The sequence below is a fragment of the Bacillus sp. MHSD_36 genome (genome assembly GCF_030757775.1).
Taxonomy (GTDB): Bacteria; Bacillota; Bacilli; order Bacillales; family Bacillaceae_G; genus Bacillus_A.
This window is the reverse complement of sequence record NZ_JAVBIS010000002.1, coordinates 915,441-937,429: the sequence shown is the minus strand read 5'-3', so window position 1 is coordinate 937,429 and position 21,989 is coordinate 915,441. Positions and strand designations below refer to the sequence as shown.

General features: G+C 37.0%; 22 protein-coding genes and 1 other annotated feature. Of the genes, 13 read left to right on the top strand and 9 right to left on the bottom strand.

The features are described from left to right. Positions 1 to 92 precede the first annotated feature (92 nt). The 3 genes from Q9B79_RS12990 to Q9B79_RS12980 all read right to left on the bottom strand — a co-directional run bounded on the left by Q9B79_RS12990 (position 93) and on the right by Q9B79_RS12980 (position 2,437). Positions 93 to 1,235, bottom strand: coding sequence for a glycosyltransferase family 4 protein (locus tag Q9B79_RS12990; RefSeq protein WP_306184762.1), 1,143 nt, complete (start codon positions 1,233 to 1,235; stop codon positions 93 to 95). Positions 1,236 to 1,247: 12 nt separating this feature from the next. Continuing rightward, positions 1,248 to 1,781, bottom strand: coding sequence for a phosphatase PAP2 family protein (locus Q9B79_RS12985; RefSeq protein ID WP_306184760.1), 534 nt, complete (start codon positions 1,779 to 1,781; stop codon positions 1,248 to 1,250). 143 nt (positions 1,782 to 1,924) lie between these two features. Then, complete coding sequence (locus tag Q9B79_RS12980) at positions 1,925 to 2,437, bottom strand: gamma carbonic anhydrase (protein ID WP_306184758.1); 513 nt, start codon at positions 2,435 to 2,437, stop codon at positions 1,925 to 1,927. A 74-nt stretch (positions 2,438 to 2,511) separates the two neighbouring features. Here Q9B79_RS12980 and Q9B79_RS12975 point away from each other — a divergent pair, with 74 nt between their 5' ends. The 3 genes from Q9B79_RS12975 (at position 2,512) to Q9B79_RS12965 (ending at position 4,695) form a co-directional block, all read left to right on the top strand. After that, on the top strand, positions 2,512 to 3,315 hold the full coding sequence (locus Q9B79_RS12975) for an alpha/beta hydrolase (protein WP_098669380.1): 804 nt from the start codon (positions 2,512 to 2,514) through the stop codon (positions 3,313 to 3,315). Positions 3,316 to 3,356: 41 nt separating this feature from the next. Next, positions 3,357 to 4,421 carry a tetraprenyl-beta-curcumene synthase family protein gene (locus tag Q9B79_RS12970; RefSeq protein ID WP_306184755.1) on the top strand — a complete coding sequence of 355 codons (1,065 nt, stop codon included), beginning with the start codon at positions 3,357 to 3,359 and terminating at the stop codon, positions 4,419 to 4,421. A 61-nt stretch (positions 4,422 to 4,482) separates the two neighbouring features. Further along, positions 4,483 to 4,695, top strand: a complete 213-nt coding sequence (locus tag Q9B79_RS12965) for a hypothetical protein (protein WP_306184753.1) — start codon at positions 4,483 to 4,485, stop codon at positions 4,693 to 4,695. A 37-nt stretch (positions 4,696 to 4,732) separates the two neighbouring features. On the opposite strand, the gene Q9B79_RS12960 is transcribed toward Q9B79_RS12965, so the two are convergent. The 6 genes from Q9B79_RS12960 to mnmL form a co-directional block, all read right to left on the bottom strand. Next, positions 4,733 to 6,034 carry a PepSY-associated TM helix domain-containing protein gene (locus Q9B79_RS12960; RefSeq protein WP_306184751.1) on the bottom strand — a complete coding sequence of 434 codons (1,302 nt, stop codon included), beginning with the start codon at positions 6,032 to 6,034 and terminating at the stop codon, positions 4,733 to 4,735. A gap of 157 nt (positions 6,035 to 6,191) precedes the next feature. Then, on the bottom strand, positions 6,192 to 6,866 hold the full coding sequence (locus Q9B79_RS12955) for an aspartate/glutamate racemase family protein (RefSeq protein ID WP_306184749.1): 675 nt from the start codon (positions 6,864 to 6,866) through the stop codon (positions 6,192 to 6,194). Between the two features lie 24 nt (positions 6,867 to 6,890). Continuing rightward, the gene (locus Q9B79_RS12950) at positions 6,891 to 7,571 is read right to left on the bottom strand and encodes an ABC transporter permease (protein ID WP_306184747.1); all 681 of its coding nucleotides are present in this window, start codon (positions 7,569 to 7,571) and stop codon (positions 6,891 to 6,893) included. An 18-nt stretch (positions 7,572 to 7,589) separates the two neighbouring features. Continuing rightward, the gene (locus Q9B79_RS12945) at positions 7,590 to 8,423 is read right to left on the bottom strand and encodes an ABC transporter ATP-binding protein (RefSeq protein WP_306184745.1); all 834 of its coding nucleotides are present in this window, start codon (positions 8,421 to 8,423) and stop codon (positions 7,590 to 7,592) included. Between the two features lie 136 nt (positions 8,424 to 8,559). Further along, positions 8,560 to 9,132 (bottom strand): tRNA 5-(aminomethyl)-2-thiouridylate-methyltransferase MnmM, encoded by a 573-nt coding sequence (gene mnmM, locus Q9B79_RS12940; RefSeq protein ID WP_306184743.1) that lies wholly within the window; start codon positions 9,130 to 9,132, stop codon positions 8,560 to 8,562. After that, a complete protein-coding gene (gene mnmL, locus Q9B79_RS12935; RefSeq protein ID WP_306184741.1) occupies positions 9,129 to 10,088 on the bottom strand; it encodes a tRNA modification radical SAM protein MnmL/YtqA in 960 nt (319 codons plus the stop codon). Before mnmL ends, mnmM begins: the two co-directional genes overlap by 4 nt. A 111-nt stretch (positions 10,089 to 10,199) precedes the next feature. Here mnmL and Q9B79_RS12930 point away from each other — a divergent pair, with 111 nt between their 5' ends. The 10 genes from Q9B79_RS12930 (at position 10,200) to leuS (ending at position 21,810) form a co-directional block, all read left to right on the top strand. Beyond that, positions 10,200 to 10,463: a YtzC family protein gene (locus Q9B79_RS12930; protein ID WP_088316425.1), complete on the top strand. Its 264-nt coding sequence runs from the start codon at positions 10,200 to 10,202 to the stop codon at positions 10,461 to 10,463. A gap of 15 nt (positions 10,464 to 10,478) precedes the next feature. Further along, positions 10,479 to 10,628: a hypothetical protein gene (locus Q9B79_RS12925; RefSeq protein ID WP_001129340.1), complete on the top strand. Its 150-nt coding sequence runs from the start codon at positions 10,479 to 10,481 to the stop codon at positions 10,626 to 10,628. Positions 10,629 to 10,764: 136 nt separating this feature from the next. After that, on the top strand, positions 10,765 to 11,787 hold the full coding sequence (locus Q9B79_RS12920) for a DUF418 domain-containing protein (RefSeq protein WP_306184737.1): 1,023 nt from the start codon (positions 10,765 to 10,767) through the stop codon (positions 11,785 to 11,787). A gap of 384 nt (positions 11,788 to 12,171) precedes the next feature. After that, the gene (locus Q9B79_RS12915) at positions 12,172 to 12,933 is read left to right on the top strand and encodes an ABC transporter ATP-binding protein (protein ID WP_000165844.1); all 762 of its coding nucleotides are present in this window, start codon (positions 12,172 to 12,174) and stop codon (positions 12,931 to 12,933) included. Between the two features lie 16 nt (positions 12,934 to 12,949). Continuing rightward, a complete protein-coding gene (locus Q9B79_RS12910; protein ID WP_306184734.1) occupies positions 12,950 to 14,809 on the top strand; it encodes an FtsX-like permease family protein in 1,860 nt (619 codons plus the stop codon). A 346-nt stretch (positions 14,810 to 15,155) separates the two neighbouring features. Next, complete coding sequence (locus tag Q9B79_RS12905) at positions 15,156 to 15,722, top strand: tyrosine-type recombinase/integrase (RefSeq protein WP_306184732.1); 567 nt, start codon at positions 15,156 to 15,158, stop codon at positions 15,720 to 15,722. A 34-nt stretch (positions 15,723 to 15,756) separates the two neighbouring features. Beyond that, positions 15,757 to 16,254, top strand: a complete 498-nt coding sequence (locus Q9B79_RS12900) for a cation:proton antiporter regulatory subunit (protein ID WP_061531264.1) — start codon at positions 15,757 to 15,759, stop codon at positions 16,252 to 16,254. 3 nt (positions 16,255 to 16,257) lie between these two features. After that, entirely contained in the window at positions 16,258 to 17,481 is a 1,224-nt protein-coding gene (locus Q9B79_RS12895; RefSeq protein WP_306184730.1) for a cation:proton antiporter, read from the top strand. A 254-nt stretch (positions 17,482 to 17,735) separates the two neighbouring features. After that, on the top strand, positions 17,736 to 18,929 hold the full coding sequence (locus Q9B79_RS12890; RefSeq protein ID WP_048529473.1) for an MDR family MFS transporter: 1,194 nt from the start codon (positions 17,736 to 17,738) through the stop codon (positions 18,927 to 18,929). A gap of 187 nt (positions 18,930 to 19,116) precedes the next feature. After that, positions 19,117 to 19,336: a binding site (T-box leader), on the top strand. Between the two features lie 65 nt (positions 19,337 to 19,401). Then, positions 19,402 to 21,810 (top strand): leucine--tRNA ligase, encoded by a 2,409-nt coding sequence (gene leuS / locus Q9B79_RS12885; protein ID WP_306184727.1) that lies wholly within the window; start codon positions 19,402 to 19,404, stop codon positions 21,808 to 21,810. The last annotated feature ends 179 nt before the right edge of the window (positions 21,811 to 21,989 follow it).

Sequence of the window (21,989 nt, the reverse complement as noted above, 5' to 3'; positions counted from 1 at the left end):
AAACAATGTTTAACCTTATGTATCAATTATGAAACTAAAATTTATAACTGTGTAATAAACTCCCTTCAACTAGACGAAGGGAGTTCTTCTGTTTAAGCGAGTAATTCTGATGCGGTGTGCTGAAGGACTTCTTCATATTGGTCAAGTAAGCCACGAAAAATTTCATCCCAGCTTTTTGTTTTAGCATAAGATGAAGCCGCTATGCCCATTTGTATAAGCTGCTCTTCATTTCGCAATAGAGAATGGATGGATGATAGAAATGAATCCGCATGTTTGGGTGGGCAAAGAATTCCTGTTTTTCCATCTGTAATAATATTTTTAACCCCACCACTATTTGCACCGATGACAGGTGTACCGCATGCAAGTGATTCGAGTACGACATTTCCGAACGTTTCAGTAGCAGATGGAAATACCATAATGTTAGAACAAGCATATGCTTCAGCTAAATCTTTACCTTGTAAATATCCAGTAAAAGTGACATTTGCTTTCGGAACAGCTTCACGTAAATTTGTTGCTAGAGGACCGTCTCCTGCGATGAGCCAATGAATGTCATTTTGAGTATGCGCTGTTTTCACGATAAGGTGTTGCAACGTATCAATATCTTTTTCAGGGGCAATCCGTCCAACATAGGAAAGGACATACTTCGCTGTAATATTATATTTTTTTCGGAATAGGTCTGTATTGTAAGATGGATGAAAAAGTGTGCAATCTACACCACGTCCCCATATGGAGAGGGAATGAAAGCCTTTATGTTTTAATTGATGTAACGTTTCAAAGGAAGGAACGAAATTTTTTTGCATATGACTATGAAACCATTTTAAATAGTTCCAAAGCATATGAGAGAGAAATTCGATTTTATAATAGCGTAAATAAGCATCGAAATCAGTATGATAAGAACCGACAACTGGGATGTTTAACTTTTTTGCATAATACAATCCACAAAGTCCCATGTTGAAAGGTGTAGCAATGTGAATAATGTCAGGCTTAAAGGAAAGAAGTTCTCGTTTAATGCGCGGAGTAGGAAAAGAAAAGCGACATTCTGGATATAATATTGTTAACGGGATACTTCTCATCTTGTTCACATTGGCCACGAAATTATCTTCAGCTGTATGCTGAGGGGCGAAAACAGAATAGGCGATTTTTTCTTTCTGAAAGTAACGTGTTAATCGTTCTAATGTTTTCGCAACCCCGTTCACTTGTGGTGTAAAAGTATCGGTAAAAATGGCGACTCTCATCATATCACTCCTTTATGTGAAAAGTGGGATGACTTGATAAAAAGAGATGATGCCAGAGCAAGTGCCGAGGCACATACCGACAAATACATCAGATGGATAGTGAAGCCCTAAATAAATGCGCGAAATACCGACGCATAATGCTAACGGTAATAAAAAAACAAATAAACTTGGATTATAGCAAATAAATGGAATAAGGACAGAGAAAACGGCTGTTGTATGACCAGACGGGAAAGAGTGGTCTTTTAATGGATGGACTGGATATTTCGCATCCTGAATTGTTAAATAAGGACGTTTTCGCGGATACCATCTTTTTAATATTTGTACAGGAATATGGCTAATTGCTAAAGAAATAGCAGATGCGATTGCAGCTTGATGCAAAGTCCCTTTTGCGAACATTAAAAAGAAAAGTGTAAGTGTGATTGAGAAAGTAGCACCACCTATATGAGTAATATTGCTGAAAAAGATATTTAATGTTTTTTGATCAAAGTATCGGTTAATTCCCTTGAAAATGTAACATTCTATTTTATACAGTCCACTGGCCTTCATGAAAATTCTCCTCCCTCGCTTACATATATATGGAGATATTAGCTTTTATTTTAATAAGATTTTATTGAGGGAGTAATAATGTTTTGTAAAGAAAAAGTTAGTTTTTATAAAAAAAGCTGCCACTTTAATGGCAGCTGGAAAAGTTACTTCTGTAATGATTTATAGTACTGACCTTTCTCAACATATTGTGTGCGAATTCGCTCCATGTCTTTACGGTCTTCCTCTGTTAATTCACGAATGACTTTCGCTGGGCGACCGAAAGCTAACGTGTTTGGTGGGATTTTCTTTCCTTGTGAAACGAGGCTTCCAGCGCCGATAAAAGCTCCTTCGCCAATTTCAGCACCATCTAATATAATAGATCCCATTCCAATTAAAGCATCTTTTTTAATATGGCAGCTATGTAAAATAACTTGATGCCCAACTGTAACATCATCCTCTAAAATAAGAGGATATTGTGGACTTTGGTGGAGTGTACATTGGTCTTGTACATTTACTCGATCTCCAATGATTGTTGGTGACACATCACCACGGATGACTGTATTAAACCAAATACTTGATTCTTCGCCAATGGAAACATCGCCTGTAATGGTAACATAGTCAGCGATAAAAGAACTACTCGCAATTTTCGGATTTTTTTCTTTGTAAGGATATATCATGTAAAGCCTTCCTTTCCTAGAGACTAGTTTAAGTGTATCAAATTATGAAAAAGAGTGAAATGGAGGAGGTCCGTATGTGGAATTATGAAGCGGAGGAAGCAAAGGCTGTAATCGTTATTGTGCACGGCGCGATGGAATATCACGGACGTTACGAGGCTGTTGCGGAAATGTGGAATCATAACGGCTACCACGTTGTGATGGGAGACCTTCCGTCACATGGAACGACTTCAAGAAATAGAGGACATATTGATTCATTTGATGAATACATAGAGGAAGTTAAATTATGGGTGAAAGAGGCAAGAAAGTATAGGTTACCTATTTTTATATTTGGTCATAGTATGGGTGGTCTTATCGTTATTCGCATGATGCAGGAAACGAAGAGAGAAGATGTAGACGGCATTATTTTAAGTTCACCATGTTTAGGCGTATTAGCTGGACCTTCAGCGCCACTTCAAGCTGCCTCAAAAATATTAAATATTATCGCCCCAAAATTGCAATTTGCAACGAATCTTACAGTGGAAATGTCAACTCGTAATCATGAAGTTAGGGACGCGATGGAGAATGATTCATTGTTCTTGCGCAAAGTATCAGTACGTTGGTATAGTGAATTGATTAAGTCTATCGAAATTGCTCATAAGAAAATAGATGATTTTCCAGACGTTCCACTCTTGCTAATGCAAGCTTGTGAGGATAAACTTGTAGATAAAATACGTGTCCGCACTTGGTTTGATAATGTTAAAATAAGTGATAAGGCTTTTAAAGAATGGCCGAATTGTTATCACGAGTTATTAAATGAGTATGAGCGTGATGAAATTTTGAATTATATTCAGTCATTTACTGAAATACGCATCAATAACATAATAGAAACAAACAAATAAGTAAATTATTTGTACATTGAATAGAGGAGATGAAGGAAGAAGTGAACGTACCGAGTAATCCCATAACGCTCATGGCGAAAGTATACCGTGATGTGTTTCCGGTTGTACACCATGAGCTAGCGATGTGGAAAGAGCGTGCCTACCATATTCCGAATGATGAGCTTCATAGTCAGGCAATCGCAAGTATTGAGCATAAAACGTTTCATTGCGAAGGCGGTGGCATTTTATCACTATTAGCAAATGAGCACCGAGAGGAATGTATTCGTTTTATCGTAGCGTATCAAACGATCAGCGACTATTTAGATAATTTATGTGATCGCAGTACATCACTTGATCCGAATGATTTTGCTGCACTGCATGAATCTATGCTAATGGCATTATCACCTGAAGTAGAAGGTGGCGGTAATTATTATCGTTATCGTGATGATCAAGATGATGGTGGTTATTTAGATGAACTTGTTGAAACATGCCAAGATGTTTTAAAGAAAACGAAGCACTATGATAAAATTGCTCCTATTCTTCATGAACTTGCTTGTTATTATTGTGATTTGCAAATTCATAAACATGTAAAATTAGAAGAAAGAGAACCACGATTACAAACGTGGTTTGAAGCACATAAAGAAAACTTACCGGAGATGAGTTGGTTTGAATTTTCAGCATGTGCCGGTTCTACGCTTGGAATCTTCTGTCTTGTCGCATATGCATTCCATGATGAATTACATGATGAAGATATTGCGAAAATTAGACAAGGGTACTTCCCTTACGTACAAGGACTTCACATTTTACTTGATTATTTCATTGATCAAGAAGAAGACCGCATCGGCGGAGATTTGAATTTCTGTAGTTATTACGAAAACGAGCAAGTGATATTAGATCGTATGAAACATTTTGTAGAAGAAGCAGAGAAGAGCATTGGTGATTTGCCTCATGCGAAGTTTCATCGTCTCATAAGCCGCGGGTTACTTGGTATTTATTTATCAGACCAAAAAGTATCAGCACAAAAGAATATGCACAAAATGGCACGGCGTATTGTAAAATACGGAGGTCTCACTTCACGATTCTTCTATTGGAACGGGAAGATGTACCGAAAGAAAACGGCGCAGTGATGAATAAAACCACTCATGTAGAGTGGTTTTATGTTATAATATGGTAAAAATGGTGGCGGAAATGAAGAGATTGTTTCAAAAGCTATATGACCATATTGAGGTTACATTACTCGTGCTACTTTCCATTTCATTTGTAACTGGAATATATATGATGATGAATAGGCCAAGTGGTCCTACTATGATGGATTATGTGCCCCAGGTAATAATTGGCGCAATTATTATAGTAGATATCGTCTTTTTAATAAGTGGTAGAAAAAAAGAAAATAGTAAATAAAAAAGCATTTGTACAAGGGAGTACAAATGCTTTTTTACTATGATCGTATTTTTGAAAATACATATATAAGAAGTTCAATCGCAAAAATCACTAAAACAGATAGTCCGAATAAAGGCATGACAGCGCCTAGTATAACCATCATGATAAAGAAAACGAATATGCTTTTCTTATCTCTTTGCTTTGGCGGTGCTGCTAATTTTCCTTTCGGCTTTCTTGCAAACCACATTTTTACTCCGTAATAAATAAGAAGTAATAAAGATAATGTCGTTAGTAAGCATAATATTTTATTTGGCCATCCGAATAAATGACCTTCGTGAAGCGGGATACCGTAAGTGAACCATTGTGCAAATAATCCATAGTCACGATAGTCCATTTTGGAAATAAGCTCTCCGCTATATTGATCAAAATAAGCTGTTATTTCTTCATTTGGTGCGACATGCATACCCGTAATACCAGAACCACTTGATTTCGAAACAGTGAATACGCCTTTCGGATCAGTTGGTAATGAGATGACATATGGTTTCTTTATTTCAATTCCTTTTTGTAATTCATCGACAGAAATTGCTTTTGGCTCACTCGAATTCGATTCAGGAGGAGCTTCTTTTCTTGTTGCCCACGGCAATTCTTTTACCTTTGATTCAGGTGGTGCCATATACAACTTTGGATATCCGAGCGATTCATTTGACGATGCGATTTTATAAATTTGGTTACCCATAAACCCTGACCATGGCAATCCAGATGCGACTAGCAGAACGAGTGGAATTGTAAATATAATACCGATAATAGAATGACGTCGTTTTGCTTTTTCTCGTTTATTAGATGCCGGTGTGTTTTTGAACTGTCGTATACTCATATACAACCCAGTTACAATTAAAAAGATTGTCCAGCATGCCGCAAGTTCTACAATATAGTTGACGACAGTGCCACCGACTAAAAGAGAACTATGTAATTCCCTCATTATATTCGCAAACGTTTCACTTGCGTTTTGATCTCCAACAATTTGATTATTGCTATCTAAATACACATACTTTTGTTGCCCTGTATATTCATTTGCAATAGTAAGCCTCGTATTATAATCCCCATTAAACTCACTAATTTTCGCCACACTATAATGTGGATATTTTTTCTCGGTTAAGGAAATAGAATCAGACATCGAAATAGACTCTGTTTGGGCGCTCTTCCCAAAATATAAATCTTTATAGATGAAATCTTCAACCTCTTCCCGAAATAAATACCCAATTCCGCTCAGTGACAACGTAATAAGAAGCGGCGTAATAAAAAGCCCAGCATAAAAATGCCAACGCCAAAAAATGTAATGAAGCGAACGATTTACTTTCATACTTTCAGTTCCCCTAACCTTCCCTATATGAATAAATTCCTCATTTTAATATAGCGAGATTAAGTGTGGATATTTTGAAGTAATTGTGAAAAATGTTAAAAGTTTTTGGGATTTTCATCAAACATAAAACACATTTCAGAAAGGATGTTTTCTATGTTTACGAAGATTTCTTTATATTTGATAGATACATCCTAACAACCGCCTCAGCAAGACATTGAGCAGAATCAACAAAATCTTCACTCGCCACAACATTCAAATCAGTGCATGCGATAATGGTGGTATCTACTTCATCTTTTAACTGCACAACGAGCGCATTCCATAATGCTCGAGCTGCTTCCACTTCTCCAGATTTAATATAAGTAATAATTTGATTAGTCATTGTCTGCCATTTTTCATGATGAATGTATTCTATATTACGTTTTGCAATCCCGTCTTGATAAATACCAGCTTGAACAGTCGCTTCTGTTGCGAGAAGAGCGACTCTTTTTATATTTTCAGGAATTGCTTGTAACGTCTCATCGACGATATTTAAAATCGGAATGGACAGAGAATGCTGTAATGCCTCGAAATAAAGATGAGCCGTATTGCACGGCATAGCGATAAAGTCTACGCCAGTACTTTCAAGTTTTTGTGCCCCTTCAATAATCGCTTTTTTCATTGCTTCATGATCAATAGGACGATCCATGTAAAACGGTGTTGGGCACGAGTAAATCATCATATGAGGAAAGTCCATATCATGTTTTGCTCCGTATATTATTTGGCACTTTGCTATAACTGTATCAACGAATGGCCCAGTTGATTTTGGTCCCATTCCTGCTAGTATTCCGATCATTGTTTTGTCTCCTTTAATATGTAATTAAAAACGTTTTTTGCGAACGATAAAAAGAAATAAAGTGAGTAATAAAAATGAATATGCGATAGCCCAAGCTGTGAGCCATAGCGTGTGAGTCAGTATATTATATTTGTATTGACCAAGCATTAGAAGGCTTTCGACAGGTGGTAAAAACCATAGTAACTCTTTTTTAAATCGGATGGAGGCGATCGTTATAAGTAATATGAATGTAAGGCTAAGCCAAGCGGTGCTTGCTTTTGGAATCATATTTCTAGTAAATAAAGTTGCGATTGAAATTCCAAGTATAGAGAAAGACATATGAGCGAGAAATCCGACTAAAAATAAAGAAACTGTCATTTCTTCATTAAACATTTGCAAAATAATTGGATAGATTACAGATATAAAAGATAACACGGTACAAATGAGAAGAGCCGTAATATATTTACCAACATATAGTGCGGAAATATTATTTGTGTGAGAAATCGTAATTTGTTCTTGTACAGGGTCTTCTGTATGAAAAATTGTGACTGTAATCCAGGCAGATAATAAATAAAGTGCGAGTGCCGTTTCTAAGTATGTCGGCACAATAGGAGTCGGTTTATATGCATATACAAAAAGTAAGCTCACAAAGTACATCGCAATAGGAGGGACGTACTTATACGATTTTGTATAGTCGAGAAAGTGATAACGAATAAGAGCAAACATAATGAACCTTCTTTCGATTTAAAAGTTAGGTTGTAGCAGTGTGATAGATGCTTTTTTATGTAATAAAAACTGAAGCATTTCGTTTGTATATTCTTTTTCGATTTGTAATTGAATAAGGTTTTGATTTGAATTGTGTGCAACGTGTATAAATCCTAATTGCTTTCGTAGTTCTATCGCTGAAAATGTGTCGTGAACGATTGCTTCAATATAGACTTGTTCTGCCCCTTTTTGCACAGAGATATCTTCCGTGATTGTATGATTTGCTAACGTCAAAATTCTATCGGCAAAGTTTTCTAGTAGTTGTTTTTCATGACATGTGAAGAGCACGGATATACCTTGTTGTTTTAATGAGAGTAAAATATGTTCTAATTCTTGCTGTGAGTTAGGATCAAGTCCAGAAAGAGGTTCATCTAAAATTAATAAATGGACGTCTGTAAGCAATGCTTGCATAATGCCTGTTTTTTGTTTCATGCCTTTTGAAAAGTTTCGTACAACGGAATGTCTTGCATGATGTAAATGAAAAGACTCAAGAAGTGTCGGAATTTTATCTTTTAAATATTTTGTTGATAAACCGTGAATATGGCCGAGATGGTATAAATAATCCTCTAATGTAAAACGAATCCCTTCAGGAAAATGCTCAGGTACATAGCCGATTTGTATATGTTCTTTTCTTTGAAGTGTCCCTGCTGTAGGTGAAATAAATCCTGCAATTATTTTGAGTAGAGTACTTTTTCCAGTACCGTTCCCGCCAATAATAGCGAGCGCCTCCCCTTCTGGAATGGATAAATCAATGTTGTCTAGTATAAGTGATTTGCCATACTTTTTTTGAATTCCCCTTAGTTCTACTAGCAAAGTTCTATCCTTCTTTCTTCAAATATTGTATACATCCATTATATAGGAGAATAAGAAAAAGACGTGCAATGACTGCACGTCTTTTTTTGTTATGTTTTGTCGATAAGTCGGTATAGTGTGTCGAATCGTCGGTATATTAGCGCTTCTCAATCGCCACAATAAATGGCGGGTTATTTTGCTGGTTAATGAAGCCATATCGCAGTACGTGAGCTTGTTTTTGGTCTAGTTCTTCTGCAAATTTGAGAACAGCGTCACGTTCTACTTGTCCTTCTGGGTGTCCGTGGTAAATGACAAGGACGATGATTCCTTCAGGTGCCATTACTTCTAGTAATTGTTCAATTGCCGAAATTGTTGAGTTCGGTTTTGTGACGATATGTTTGTCACCGCCAGGAAGGTAACCTAAGTTGAAGATAGCGCCTGTTACTTTTCCTTTTGCGTCTTCTGGTAGTACGGATAGAAGCGTATCGTGACTATTGTGAACTAAAACAGTACGTTCAAAAAGCTCCTTCTCTTTAAGACGAGTTGTTGAGCTTTCAATTGCTTCTTTTTGAATATCAAATCCAAATACTTTTCCGTTATCCCCAACGATTTCAGCTAGGAAGCATGTGTCATGACCATTTCCAAGTGTTGCATCTACAGCGTAATCGCCTTCTTTAACAGCCGTTTGCAGAAGCGAGCGAGCAAACGGTAATACACGTTCTAATTTCATTGTTGTTTCTCCTTATTTGCATATTTTCCTTGCCAGCTTCCGCGGCGTACAAATTCTGCATCGATGGAATTTAATACTTCCCATTTATTTAAGCTCCACATTGGACCGATCATTAAATCAGGTGGGCCGTCACCTGTGATGCGGTGCACAATTACGTCTTCTGGAATTATTTCAAGTTGGTCAACAACGAGACTTACGTAATCCTCAAGAGAAAGGAATTCTAGTTGTCCTTTTTCATATTGCTTCACCATTGGCGTTCCTTTTAATAAATGAAGTAAATGAATTTTAATTCCTTGTACATCAAGCTTCGCTACTTCACGAGCTGTTTCCATCATCATGTCGTAATCTTCAAGTGGAAGACCGTTAATAATATGAGAGCAAACTCTAATACCGTGTTTGCGCAATTTATTTACGCCTTCCACATAAGACGGATAATCATGAGCGCGATTAATAAGGTTTGCAGTTCGTTCATGAACGGTTTGTAAACCGAGTTCAACCCAAAGGTATGTGCGTTTATTTAAGTCCGCTAAATATTCAACGACATCGTCTGGTAAACAATCTGGACGAGTTGCGATAGAAATACCGACAACGTCTTTTTCTGCTAGAAGCGGCTCGAATTTTTCTTTTAACACTTCAAGTGGTGCATGTGTATTTGTGTACGCTTGGAAATAAGCGATACATTTGCCATCTTTCCACTTTGAGCGCATTTTTTCTTTCATTTCATGATATTGCGTTATAACATCATCGCGGCGATCACCAGCGAAATCACCAGATCCGGCAGCACTGCAAAATGTACAACCACCGTAAGCGACTGTACCGTCACGGTTCGGGCAATCGAAGCCAGCATCTAATGAAACTTTAAAGATTTTTTCACCAAATTCATTTCGTAAATGGTAATTCCATGTATGATAACGTTTATTGTCGTTTGAATATGGAAAAGGGTTTTGAACCTTCATTACTTTCCCTCCTAAGCCGAGTCAAAATGAAACAAAATCCATTATAACATACTCATAAGGTAGAGATGGAAGGGACACACTAAAGGGGAATTGAAGCAAGGAGGGACAATTATGGCAGAGCGTCAATCACTTGAATCGTATATTACACAAGCGGAGCAAGCTGTGGAATATGCGAAAGAACAATTAGATCTTGGTATGAGACAAGAGCATTATAATACGATGGAGTATGCAGATGCGCAGTTACAATTAGAACAAGCATATAACGATTTACAAACGATGCAGCAACATGCAAATGATGAGCAACGTGAGCAATTAAATAGAGCACGCATGGCAATTCGCCAACTGCAACATCAAATGATTATTACACCGCACTAATAAGGAGTGAATGTAATGGCGAAACGTTCAGATCAAAATAACCCAGAGCAAAAAACGCAAAATGGGCATAACGCAGAGTTTTCAAATGAACTGGATCCGATTGTTCAAGTGAAACAGCGTAACAGTAAAAAAGGACAACCGCAAAAATCGAAGCAATCAGAGTAGACCAGGTCGAAATATGACCTGGTTTTATTTTGCTATATGACAATAATGTAAGATTACTGTAAGGTTTGCCGATAGTTGTAAGATCACATTTCCAGTAGAGTAAGGGAGGATTAAATTTTATACAAGGAGCTGCTTTATGGGGAACAATATTACAAACAAACGAATTGATGAGTTAGATTACATTCGTGGCTTCGCATTACTGGGGATTATTTTAGTAAATATTCTTGCACTACTTAACATTAAAATTCCAGATCCTAATACAGTGGATGCTAGTTATCAAAGGTTTTTATACTTATTTGTAGAAGGTCGTTTCTTCTCAATCTTCTCATTCTTATTTGGAGTGGGATTCTATATCTTTATCTCTAGAGCAATTGCAAAGGGGAAAAATGGGTATGTTTTATTTCTACGCCGCTTAGTTGCACTATTTATTTTCGGTTTGATTCATTACATGTTTCAACCTGGAGAAGCATTAACGTTATATGCAATTTGCGGGTTAATCGTTTTACCATTTTATAAAGCGAAAAAACAAGTGAACTTAGTTATTGGCCTTATTTTAACAATTGCCTTTAGTGTAATGGGTGTTAAAGAATTATTACCACTTGGCTTAATTTTATTAGGGCTTGCTGCAGGACAATATCGTGTATTTGAAAATCTTGCGCAAAATATAAAAAAAGTCGCTATTTTTACAGGTATTATGTTTGTTTTAAGTGTCGCAGCTGTATGGTATCAATACGGGCATGTGCCTGCTGATCCATTTGTAAATATGATACTAATGAATGAGGACGGAACAATGGATGCTGCAAGCCAATTTTTAAAAATTGGTGTTACAGTTGGGCCAATCATTTCAGCTTTCTATGTGGGAGCATTAATTTTACTACTTCAATTAAAACCAGTTCAAACATTGTTAGCGCCACTGAAATATTATGGCCGTATGGCTTTAACAAATTATATCGGTCAAACTGCAATGATTTTAATCGCAGGAAGTGTATTTAACTTTGCAGGAAATTTAACTTATATGCAGACGTTATATGTATGTATTGCAATTTATGCAATTCAAATTTTGTTTAGTGTGATTTGGATGAAAATCTTTAAAATGGGTCCACTAGAATGGATTTGGCGTGTTATTACGTATTGGGCGGTAACACCTTTAAAGAAATAAAGTGAAACTTTAATCAGTGGGGGTTTTCTTCATCCCCACTGATTATCAGCCCTCACCAATCGGACTTTTATGGGCAGTTGATCCCCCACCTAACCTTTTTGCTTTCGCTGCATTTTGAGGTGGGGGTCTTACTGCCCATTAAAGTGGGATAAAGAGAGAAGTGGGCTGTTCCTTTTGTGGAACAGCCCACTTTTTATTGTCATCTTTTGGCGGTAAGTCGATATATTGTGAGAATCACTAATAAAATTTCATGTACCAATGAACCTTACACGCCCACCTTTTTTATATTACAAAAGTGTAAGGTAAATGTAATGTTAACAAATAGCAGTTCACCCCCAAAAGGCGCAAAATAGGTAATGGAAAAACAAGCGTAGGAGGATATATATGACGAAACCAGTTGTAGACGTGAAAAACGTTCAAAAAGTGTACGGTAAAAAAGGTGAGAACCAATCACACGCGTTAAAAGGTGTTTCATTCTCGATTCAAGAGGGTGAGTTTGTTGGGATTATGGGACCATCTGGTTCTGGTAAAACAACCTTATTAAATGTAATTTCAACGCTTGATAAAGCAACGGGCGGCGTTGTTGAAATTGCAGGAACAGATATTACGAAAATGAAACAAGGTGAGCTTTCTGATTTCCGTTCACAAAAATTAGGATTCATCTTCCAAGACTTTAACTTATTAGAGAACTTATCTATTTACGAAAACATTGCACTTCCACTTTCTCTTCAAGGTGTTCCATCACGTAATATTGGACCGAAAGTAGAAAAAGTAGCGGATATGTTAGGGATTACAGAAATTCTTCAAAAGTATCCATCTGAAGTATCTGGTGGACAGAAACAACGTTCAGCAGCAGCGCGCGCACTTGTGCATGAGCCAGCAATTATTTTAGGGGACGAGCCAACAGGAGCTCTTGATTCTAAAAATGCAACGAGTTTACTTGATGCGATGACAAATTTAAATAAAGATCAAGGCGTATCGATTATGATGGTTACGCATGATCCATACAGTGCAAGTTACTGTCAGCGTATTTTATTCATTCAAGATGGTGAGTTATATAAAGAGATTCATCGCGGTGGTACGCGTGAAGAGTTCTACAAAGAAATTTTAGATGTACTTGCAGATTTAGGTACACAAAAAGCGTAAGAAAGGAGGTTCCAGTATGTTATTTAAACTTTCTATGTCTGGGCTGAAAAGTAAGCTGAAAGATTATATCGTCTTACTTGTCGGTCTTGTCATGTCGATTTCAATTTTTTACATGTTCCAAACGTTAGCATTGAATAAAGCGTTTATCGAATCTAATTCAGTTATTCAATCAATCGGATTCGTATTCCAAGCAGGGTCATTTTTACTAGCCATTATAACGTTCTTCTACATTTTATATGCAAACTCATTCTTATTATCTCTTCGCCAAAAAGAATTTGGTATGTATATGATGTTAGGTGCGAAAAAACATAAAGTTACATTACTTATGTTTATTGAAACGATTGTATTAGGTGCTGCGTCTCTTGCGATTGGTATTACAGTTGGTGTAGGACTTGCAGAAGGTATTGGACAGTTATTAATGAAACAGCTTGAATTTGCTGGTGAAGGGTATAAAGCATTTTATTTACCATCTATGACTGTTACTTGTATTTTCTTCTTTGCATTATTTGTATTATCAGCAATTATGAACAGTATTAAATTATCACGTATTTCTGTACTGCAACTTGTACATGCAGACGCACAAACAGAGCGTGTTGCAGTAAAAGGAAAAATGACAGGTTTAGTTGCATTCCTTGCGGTTATTTTATTAGGCATTGGATATGCATCAATGATTTATATGGAAAAACTAAGAGAGATGGGAATCCTTATTGCATTAGTTACAACAACAGCTGGTACTTACATGTTATTTGGATCTCTTCTTCCGGTTATTATTAAAAAGTTAAAGAGTAATAAAAAACGTAGTGAAAAAGGACTTAACGCTTTTACGTTCGCCCAATTAAACTTCCGTATTAATAGCTTAACGAAAGTACTTGCAACAGTAGCAATGTTAGTTGCACTTGGAGCGGGTGCAATTTCAGGAGGTATGGCGTTTAAAAATAACGTTATAAAAATGGTAGACGGTTTAGTAATATATGATTCAGTAGTTCATAACCCAACAGCTGACGAAAAGAAAATTTTAGACGGTATTACATTTAAAGAGAAAAGCGAATATCGTTATAAAGTTGATGATAAATACGTTTACTATGTAAAAGAAGATTTAGAGAAAAATCGTCCGTTAGTAAAAGATATGGAAAATGTGAAGTCAATGAAAGATTTAGTGAATACGAAAAAAGCTTCACAGGAACTACCAGTAGGCGCAGTTTCTAGAGAGATGAATGAAAAAGATGCGAATGCGAAAGAACTTCCAGAAGAATGGGACGATGCTTTCAGAACAATTCAGCCATTTTATATATACCAGGATCATGCAATTAAAATTGTAGATCAAAAAATGTACGATGAGATAAATGGTAAAGAAGGTATAGCATTTATCGGAAAAGTAGATGATTTCTTAACATATACAAAAGAATGGAAAAAACTTGACGAGTTGCAGCTAGATAAATATAAAAATATAAAAGCTGAAAGATTAGATAGTAAATATCAAGCTTACAATGGATTCTACGGCATTGCGAGCGGAACTGTATTTATGGGATTCTTCCTTGGAATTGCGTTCCTAGCAATGATGGCAAGTTGTTTAATGTTTAAAATTCTTTCCGGTGCATCAAAAGATATTACGCGTTATCAAATGCTTCGTAAAATCGGTGTGCGCCGTGAGTTATTAACGAAATCGATTTATAAAGAGTTATTCTTAGTATTCTTATTCCCGGCAATTGTGGGTATCGCCCACGTATTAGTTGGTATGAATATTTTCGGATTTATTTTAATGGATCCTTACTTCCGTATTTGGGTACCAATCGTAATTTTCGTAGTTATTTATGCGATTTATTACTTCATTACAGTTCAATTGTATAAAGGAATTGTTCTTCCAAAAGAAGATTAATACGTAAAAAACCGAGTAAAAGCACTCGGTTTTTTATATTTTCAGAAAAATACTTTAATGTTACTGAAATGTATAATATAATGTAAATAAGTAACATAATATGTGAGTATCAGCAACTGAAAAATGAAAGGAGGAATCCAATCTATAGAAAGAAGCTGAACTTGTACCCCCTATTTTTCTACCCACACCGTATTTGTACAATCGTAAATTTCCAAATGAAGAACTGTCAGACCTAAGTCGTATATTGTGAAAATAATGGATAATACATGGAAATCTCATAGTATGATAAGGTAAAATGGACAGGATAATGAGAAAATTACCGTTCATAAGATGAGGAGATACATGTATGGAAGTTGTAGAGGCATTAAAAGATATAAGTCAAATTGAGGCTATGAAAAAGTATTTAAAAGAGCACTCGCAGCGAGATTATCTTTTATTTGTTATTGGAATTAACACTGGATTAAAGATTACTGAACTACTTAGTATGAAATTTGAAGAGGTATTAAATGAAGATGGAACTGTTAAAGAGTTCTACTCTCTTCCTGTGAAAGATGAAAAATTTAAACAAGATATTTATTTAAATACAAAAGTAAAAGAAGCACTTTTAGAGTATGTACAATCTATTGATGTTCAAAGAGAAAACTACGTATTTCAATCGAATAAAACGAAAAATTCAATCTCGCGTCAACAAGCGTATCGCGTTATTCATAATGCAGCTGAAGCTGTTGGGATTGCTGGAAAGATTGGAACGAACTCAATGCGAAAAACATTTGGATATCACGCGTACAAAAGAGGAATAGCGATTGCGCTATTACAAAAGCATTTTCATCACGCGACTCCATCTGAGACGCTCAAGTATTTAGGAATCTCAAAAGATGAGAAGTTTAAAACAGAAATTGACGTAGATTTGTAAAAGCCGTAACTAAAAACTTTAGGAGGCGGAACATATGAACATTAGAGAGAGTGAACTACCGGGCATTGGATGTAAATTCGAAGTTATAACAAAAGGTAATGAAAAAATGGTTATCGTTATTCATGATGATGGCCGAAGAGAAATGTATCATTTTGATGCGGATCACGATGAGAGTGTTTCAAGCATTTCTCTTCGTGATTCTGAAGCGAGACAAATTGCGGCTATATTAGGCGGAATGGTATATAGACCGCAAGCGTTAGACACAATTGAGATGGCTTTTGAAGGATTATCAATTGAATGGTTTAAGGTAGAAAATCATGCGCCAGTAGTACAACAAACAATCGGTAGCTTACATGTTAGAAAAACATATAACGTAACGATTATTGCGATTTTGAAAAAGAATATGAAGAAATTCTTTAATCCAGGTCCAGATTCTATTATTGAAGCTGGCGATATGCTTGTATTATCGGGCGCGAGACATGAAGTGAAAAGAATTATTAATGAATTGCTTTCAGCAGGAGGTGATTCCTAATCGATGGATACTTTAATCTTTGAAGTTGGAACTGCGTTAGTATTAGTAGCTTTTGCAGCTATCCTCGCTGCGAAGTTAAAGTTCTCGATTATTCCGTTTCTCATTATACTCGGTATGTTAGTGGGGCCTCATGCCCCAGATTTAGGACTTATCGATTTAAGGTTTATTGAAAGCGGAGAAGTTATTTCATTCCTCGGCCGTGTTGGCGTCATATTCCTCCTATTCTATTTAGGCTTAGAATTCTCAATAAAAAAATTAATTAAATCAGGAAAGTCGATTGCTTTTGGGGGGACTGTCCACATATCGCTTAATTTCATATTAGGTTTGCTTTATGGATATGTGATGGGCTTCCCTTTACTAGAAACGTTAATTATTGCTGGAATCATCACAATTTCATCAAGTGCAATTGTTGCAAAAGTAATTGTTGATTTAAGAAGATCTGGTAATAAAGAGACTGAACTAATATTAGGAATCATTATGTTTGATGATATCTTTTTAGCTGTATATTTATCAGTCGTTTCAGGGTTAGTACTCGGTGGGGCAACATCATTTGTAGGTGCTCTTACATCGGTGTTAATCGCAGTAGGATATATGCTACTATTCTTCGTAATTGCTAGAAAAGCTACGCCGTTCTTAAATAAAATATTAGATATTTCATCAAATGAAATTTTTATTATCGTAATATTCGCTATTTTATTCTTTGTAGCAGGGTTTTCAGAAACGATTCATGTTGCAGAAGCGATTGGAGCGTTATTGTTAGGGCTTGTCTTTTCTGAAACAGAGCATAGCGATCGGATCGAACACCTCGTCGTCCCGTTTCGTGATTTCTTTGGGGCCATATTCTTTTTCAGTTTCGGTTTAAGTATAGATCCGTTTTCGCTTGGGGGAGCAGTGTGGTTGGCATTAGGAGCAGTGCTCATTACACTCATCGGTAATTTTACAGCTGGAATGATTGCAGGACGTAAAGCCGGGTTATCGCATAAGGCTTCTACGAATATCGGTTTAACACTTGTATCACGCGGAGAGTTCTCCATTATTGTAGCAAATATCGGTATTGCGGGTGGCTTAATGGCAGCGATTAAACCGTTCTCTGCACTGTACGTTTTAATATTGGCATCGTTAGGACCGTTATTAACGAAAGAGTCTGGGAGAATATACTTCCTACTAGATAAGGTATTTAAATGGAGTGCTAAAGAACGTGCGAAGCGAGAAAAAGAAGTTGGATAGTATAAATAAGGGGAGGCTGCGTGAACTTCATGTAATCTCCTCTTTTTTTATTGTTACTGCTGTCATTTTTTGTCGGTAAGTCGATATATTTTAATAATCGCTGATATATTTTCAAACAGTAATCAATATAATTTCATTTACCGATAAACCGTTATCAGAATTTCATCAACTATTAATCAGTTGCCTTCCTATTTAAAAACGACTACAATTTTACTGTTATAGATGAACGAAAAAATAGAATAGGAGGGGAGACTATGCCAAGGAAAGTATGGCTATTAGTAGCTGGGATGATTATTAATGTCACGGGTGCTTCTTTTTTATGGCCTTTTAATACAATTTATTTGCATGATCACCTAGGAAAATCTTTATCTGTGGCCGGAATGGTATTAATGATCAACTCGCTTACTGGTGTAATCGGAAACTTGCTCGGCGGTGTTTTATTTGATAAATGGGGCGGTTATAAATCAACTTTAGTAGGGATTGTCATTACACTCGTATCAATTTTAGGTCTTGTGTTCTTCCACGGTTGGCCATTATATGTTGTGTGGCTAGCGTTAATTGGCTTCGGTTCTGGAATGGTCTTCCCATCGATGTACGCGATGGTTGGTACGGTTTGGCCAGAGGGTGGAAGACGAGCATTTAATGCGATGTATGTTGGACAAAACGTTGGTATTGCGATCGGAACAGCATGTGGTGGATTAGTTGCATCGTATCGATTTGATTATATTTTCTTAGCGAACTTTATTTTATACTTTGTTTTCTTTTTAATTGCTTTTATTGGATTCCGTGGTATGGAAGACAAGAAAGAGCCAGGTGTGCAAAAAGAAGTTGAGACGAAAAAAGGTTGGTCGCTTACACCTGGATTCAAAGCACTTCTTATCGTATGTGTAGCATATGCTTTATGCTGGGTTACATACGTACAGTGGCAAGGAGCAATTGCAACACATATGCAAGAATTAAACATTAGTCTTCGTCACTACAGTTTATTATGGACGATAAACGGAGCGATGATTGTTTGTGCGCAGCCATTAGTTAGTATGTTAATTCGCTGGATGAAGCGTTCTTTAAAACAACAAATTATGATTGGAATTATCATTTTTGCGGCATCATTTATTGTGTTAAGTCAAGCGCAGCAATTTACGATGTTCCTCGTTGCGATGGTAACATTAACAATTGGTGAGCTATTCGTATGGCCAGCAGTTCCGACCATTGCAAATATACTTGCGCCAAAAGATAAGTTAGGTTTTTATCAAGGTGTGGTAAATAGCGCGGCGACTGTAGGAAAAATGTTCGGACCGGTCGTTGGCGGAGCAATTGTTGATTTATACAATATGGAAGTATTGTTTATAGCAATCATGGTAATGCTTGTAGTAGCAATTATAGCAACGAGCATTTATGATAAACGAGTAAAAGTAGAAGAAACAGTTGAAGAAAAAATTGCAGTTTAGTTTGACGGAACATGTAACATGTTTTAGAATATATTTAAATAAAACAACCTTTGGAACAAGGGAGATAGCCCGGCTGTCGTAAGACGGATTCGTTAGTTATGAAGAGTAACGATTAACCGAGAAGCCTTAGCTTTAAGTAAGCTCTTTGGAGATTCTAAGCGAAGGGTAGTTCACTTAACTCATATTTGTAATAACAGTGAGAAGGAGTAGTAGTAATAGAAGCTGGTTTAGAGAGTTGACGGTCGGTGCAAGTCAATCCACGTTTCGTTATGAACTCGCCTTTGAGTTGCAGTTGTGAAACTAATAGTAGCAATTGCCGTTAATCCACGTTACGGATCTAAGCGAATGTATATTTTTACATTAATTTAGGGTGGTACCGCGGGAATCTATAACCTCTCGTCCCTTTCTAGGGATGAGAGGTTTTTTGTATTTTGGGCGGTGAAAATAAATAGAATTTCAAGGAGGGTATCTCATGAGCTTTAATCATCAAGAAATTGAGAAGAAGTGGCAAGGGTACTGGGAAGAGAATAAAACATTCCGTACGCCAGATGAGACAGAAAAACCAAAATTTTATGCACTAGATATGTTCCCATATCCATCAGGTGCAGGCCTACACGTAGGACATCCAGAAGGTTATACAGCGACAGATATTTTATCCCGTATGAAGCGTATGCAAGGATATAACGTTCTTCATCCAATGGGATGGGATGCATTCGGTCTTCCAGCAGAGCAATATGCACTTGATACTGGAAACAGCCCAGCAGAATTTACAGAGCATAATATTAATACGTTCCGTAACCAAATTAAATCATTAGGTTTCTCTTACGATTGGGACCGTGAAGTAAATACAACAGATCCAAACTACTACAAGTGGACACAATGGATCTTCCTAAAACTATTTGAAAAAGGCTTAGCTTACGTTGACGAAGTACCTGTAAACTGGTGTCCAGCACTTGGTACAGTACTTGCAAACGAAGAGATCATTGACGGTAAGAGTGAGCGCGGTGGACATCCAGTTGAGCGTCGTCCGATGAGACAGTGGATGTTAAAAATTACAGCTTACGGAGATCGTCTATTAGAAGATCTAGATGAGCTTGATTGGCCAGAAAGCTTAAAAGATATGCAACGTAACTGGATCGGTCGTTCCGAAGGTGCAGAAGTACACTTTAATATCGACGGTACAGACGAGAAATTCACAGTTTTCACAACGCGCCCTGATACATTATTCGGTGCAACATACTGTGTACTTGCTCCGGAACATGCACTTGTTGCAGAAATTACAACAGCAGAACAAAAAGAAGCGGTAGAAGCTTACATTAACGCTGTAAAAATGAAGAGTGACCTAGAGCGTACAGAACTTGCGAAAGAAAAAACTGGTGTATTCACTGGTGCTTACGCAGTTAACCCAGTAAATGGTGAGAAATTACCAATCTGGATCGCTGATTACGTTCTTGCAACTTACGGAACAGGTGCTGTAATGGCAGTTCCAGCTCACGATGAGCGTGACTATGAATTCGCATCAGTATTCAATCTTCCAATGAAGGAAGTTGTAAAAGGCGGAGACATTACGAAAGAAGTGTACACAGGTGATGGTCCACACGTAAATTCAGCATTCCTTGATGGGTTAAATAAAGAAGAAGCAATCGCAAAAATGATTGAATGGCTTGAAGTAACAAGCGCAGGAAATCAAAAAGTAACGTACCGTCTACGTGACTGGTTATTCAGCCGTCAACGTTACTGGGGTGAGCCAATTCCAGTAATTCACTGGGAAGATGGCACAATGACAGCTGTGAAAGAAGAAGAATTACCGTTAGTTCTTCCGAAAACAGATAACATCCGTCCTTCAGGTACAGGTGAATCACCACTTGCTAACATTGACGAGTGGGTAAATGTTGTTGATCCTGAGACTGGTAAAAAAGGTCGTCGTGAAACGAACACAATGCCACAATGGGCTGGTAGCTGCTGGTATTACCTACGTTACATCGATCCAAACAATAGTGAAGCACTTGTAGATCCTGAAAAAGTAAAACAATGGCTTCCAGTTGATATTTATATCGGCGGAGCAGAGCACGCTGTACTTCACTTACTATATGCTCGCTTCTGGCATAAAGTATTATACGATATCGGTGTAGTCCCAACGAAAGAGCCGTTCCAACAATTATTCAACCAAGGTATGATTCTAGGTGAAAACAACGAGAAAATGAGTAAATCAAAAGGTAACGTTGTAAACCCTGATGATATCGTAGCAAGCCACGGTGCAGATACACTTCGTCTATACGAAATGTTCATGGGACCATTAGATGCTTCAATCGCTTGGTCTGAAAATGGTCTTGACGGAGCTCGTCGTTTCCTAGACCGCGTATGGCGTCTATTCATTCAAGATAACGGTGAATTAAGTGAGAAAATTACGGATGCACCAAATAAAGAGCTTGAAAAAGCTTACCACCAAACAGTGAAGAAAGTAACAGAAGACTATGCAGAGCTTCGCTTCAATACAGCGATTTCTCAAATGATGGTATTCATCAACGATGCATACAAAGCTGAAACACTTCCGAAAGAATATGTAGAAGGTTTCGTAAAAATGATTGCACCAGTTGCACCTCACATCGGGGAAGAACTATGGAGCAAACTTGGATACAATGAAACAATCACATATGCAAGCTGGCCAACATTTGATGAGTCTAAACTTGTAGAAGATGAAGTTGAAATCGTTGTTCAAGTTATGGGTAAAGTTCGCGCGAAACTAACAATGAGTAAAGATGCATCAAAAGACGAGATGGAAAAACTTGCACTTGAAGCAATTCAAGACCAAATTGAAGGGAAAACAGTACGTAAAGTAGTTGTTGTTCCTGGAAAACTTGTTAACGTTGTTGCAAACTAATTTATTTTAAGTAAAAAGCTCAGAGTATTTATGCTCTGAGCTTTTTTGTGTAGAAAATAATCTCCGGATCACCTTAGTTTAAGTTTTCAATTATTCCACTACGTACAAATAAAAGAGCGGAATTCCAATACAGACAAACACCTATTTTTCTATAGGAAATATGATAAAAAAGGTAGGTT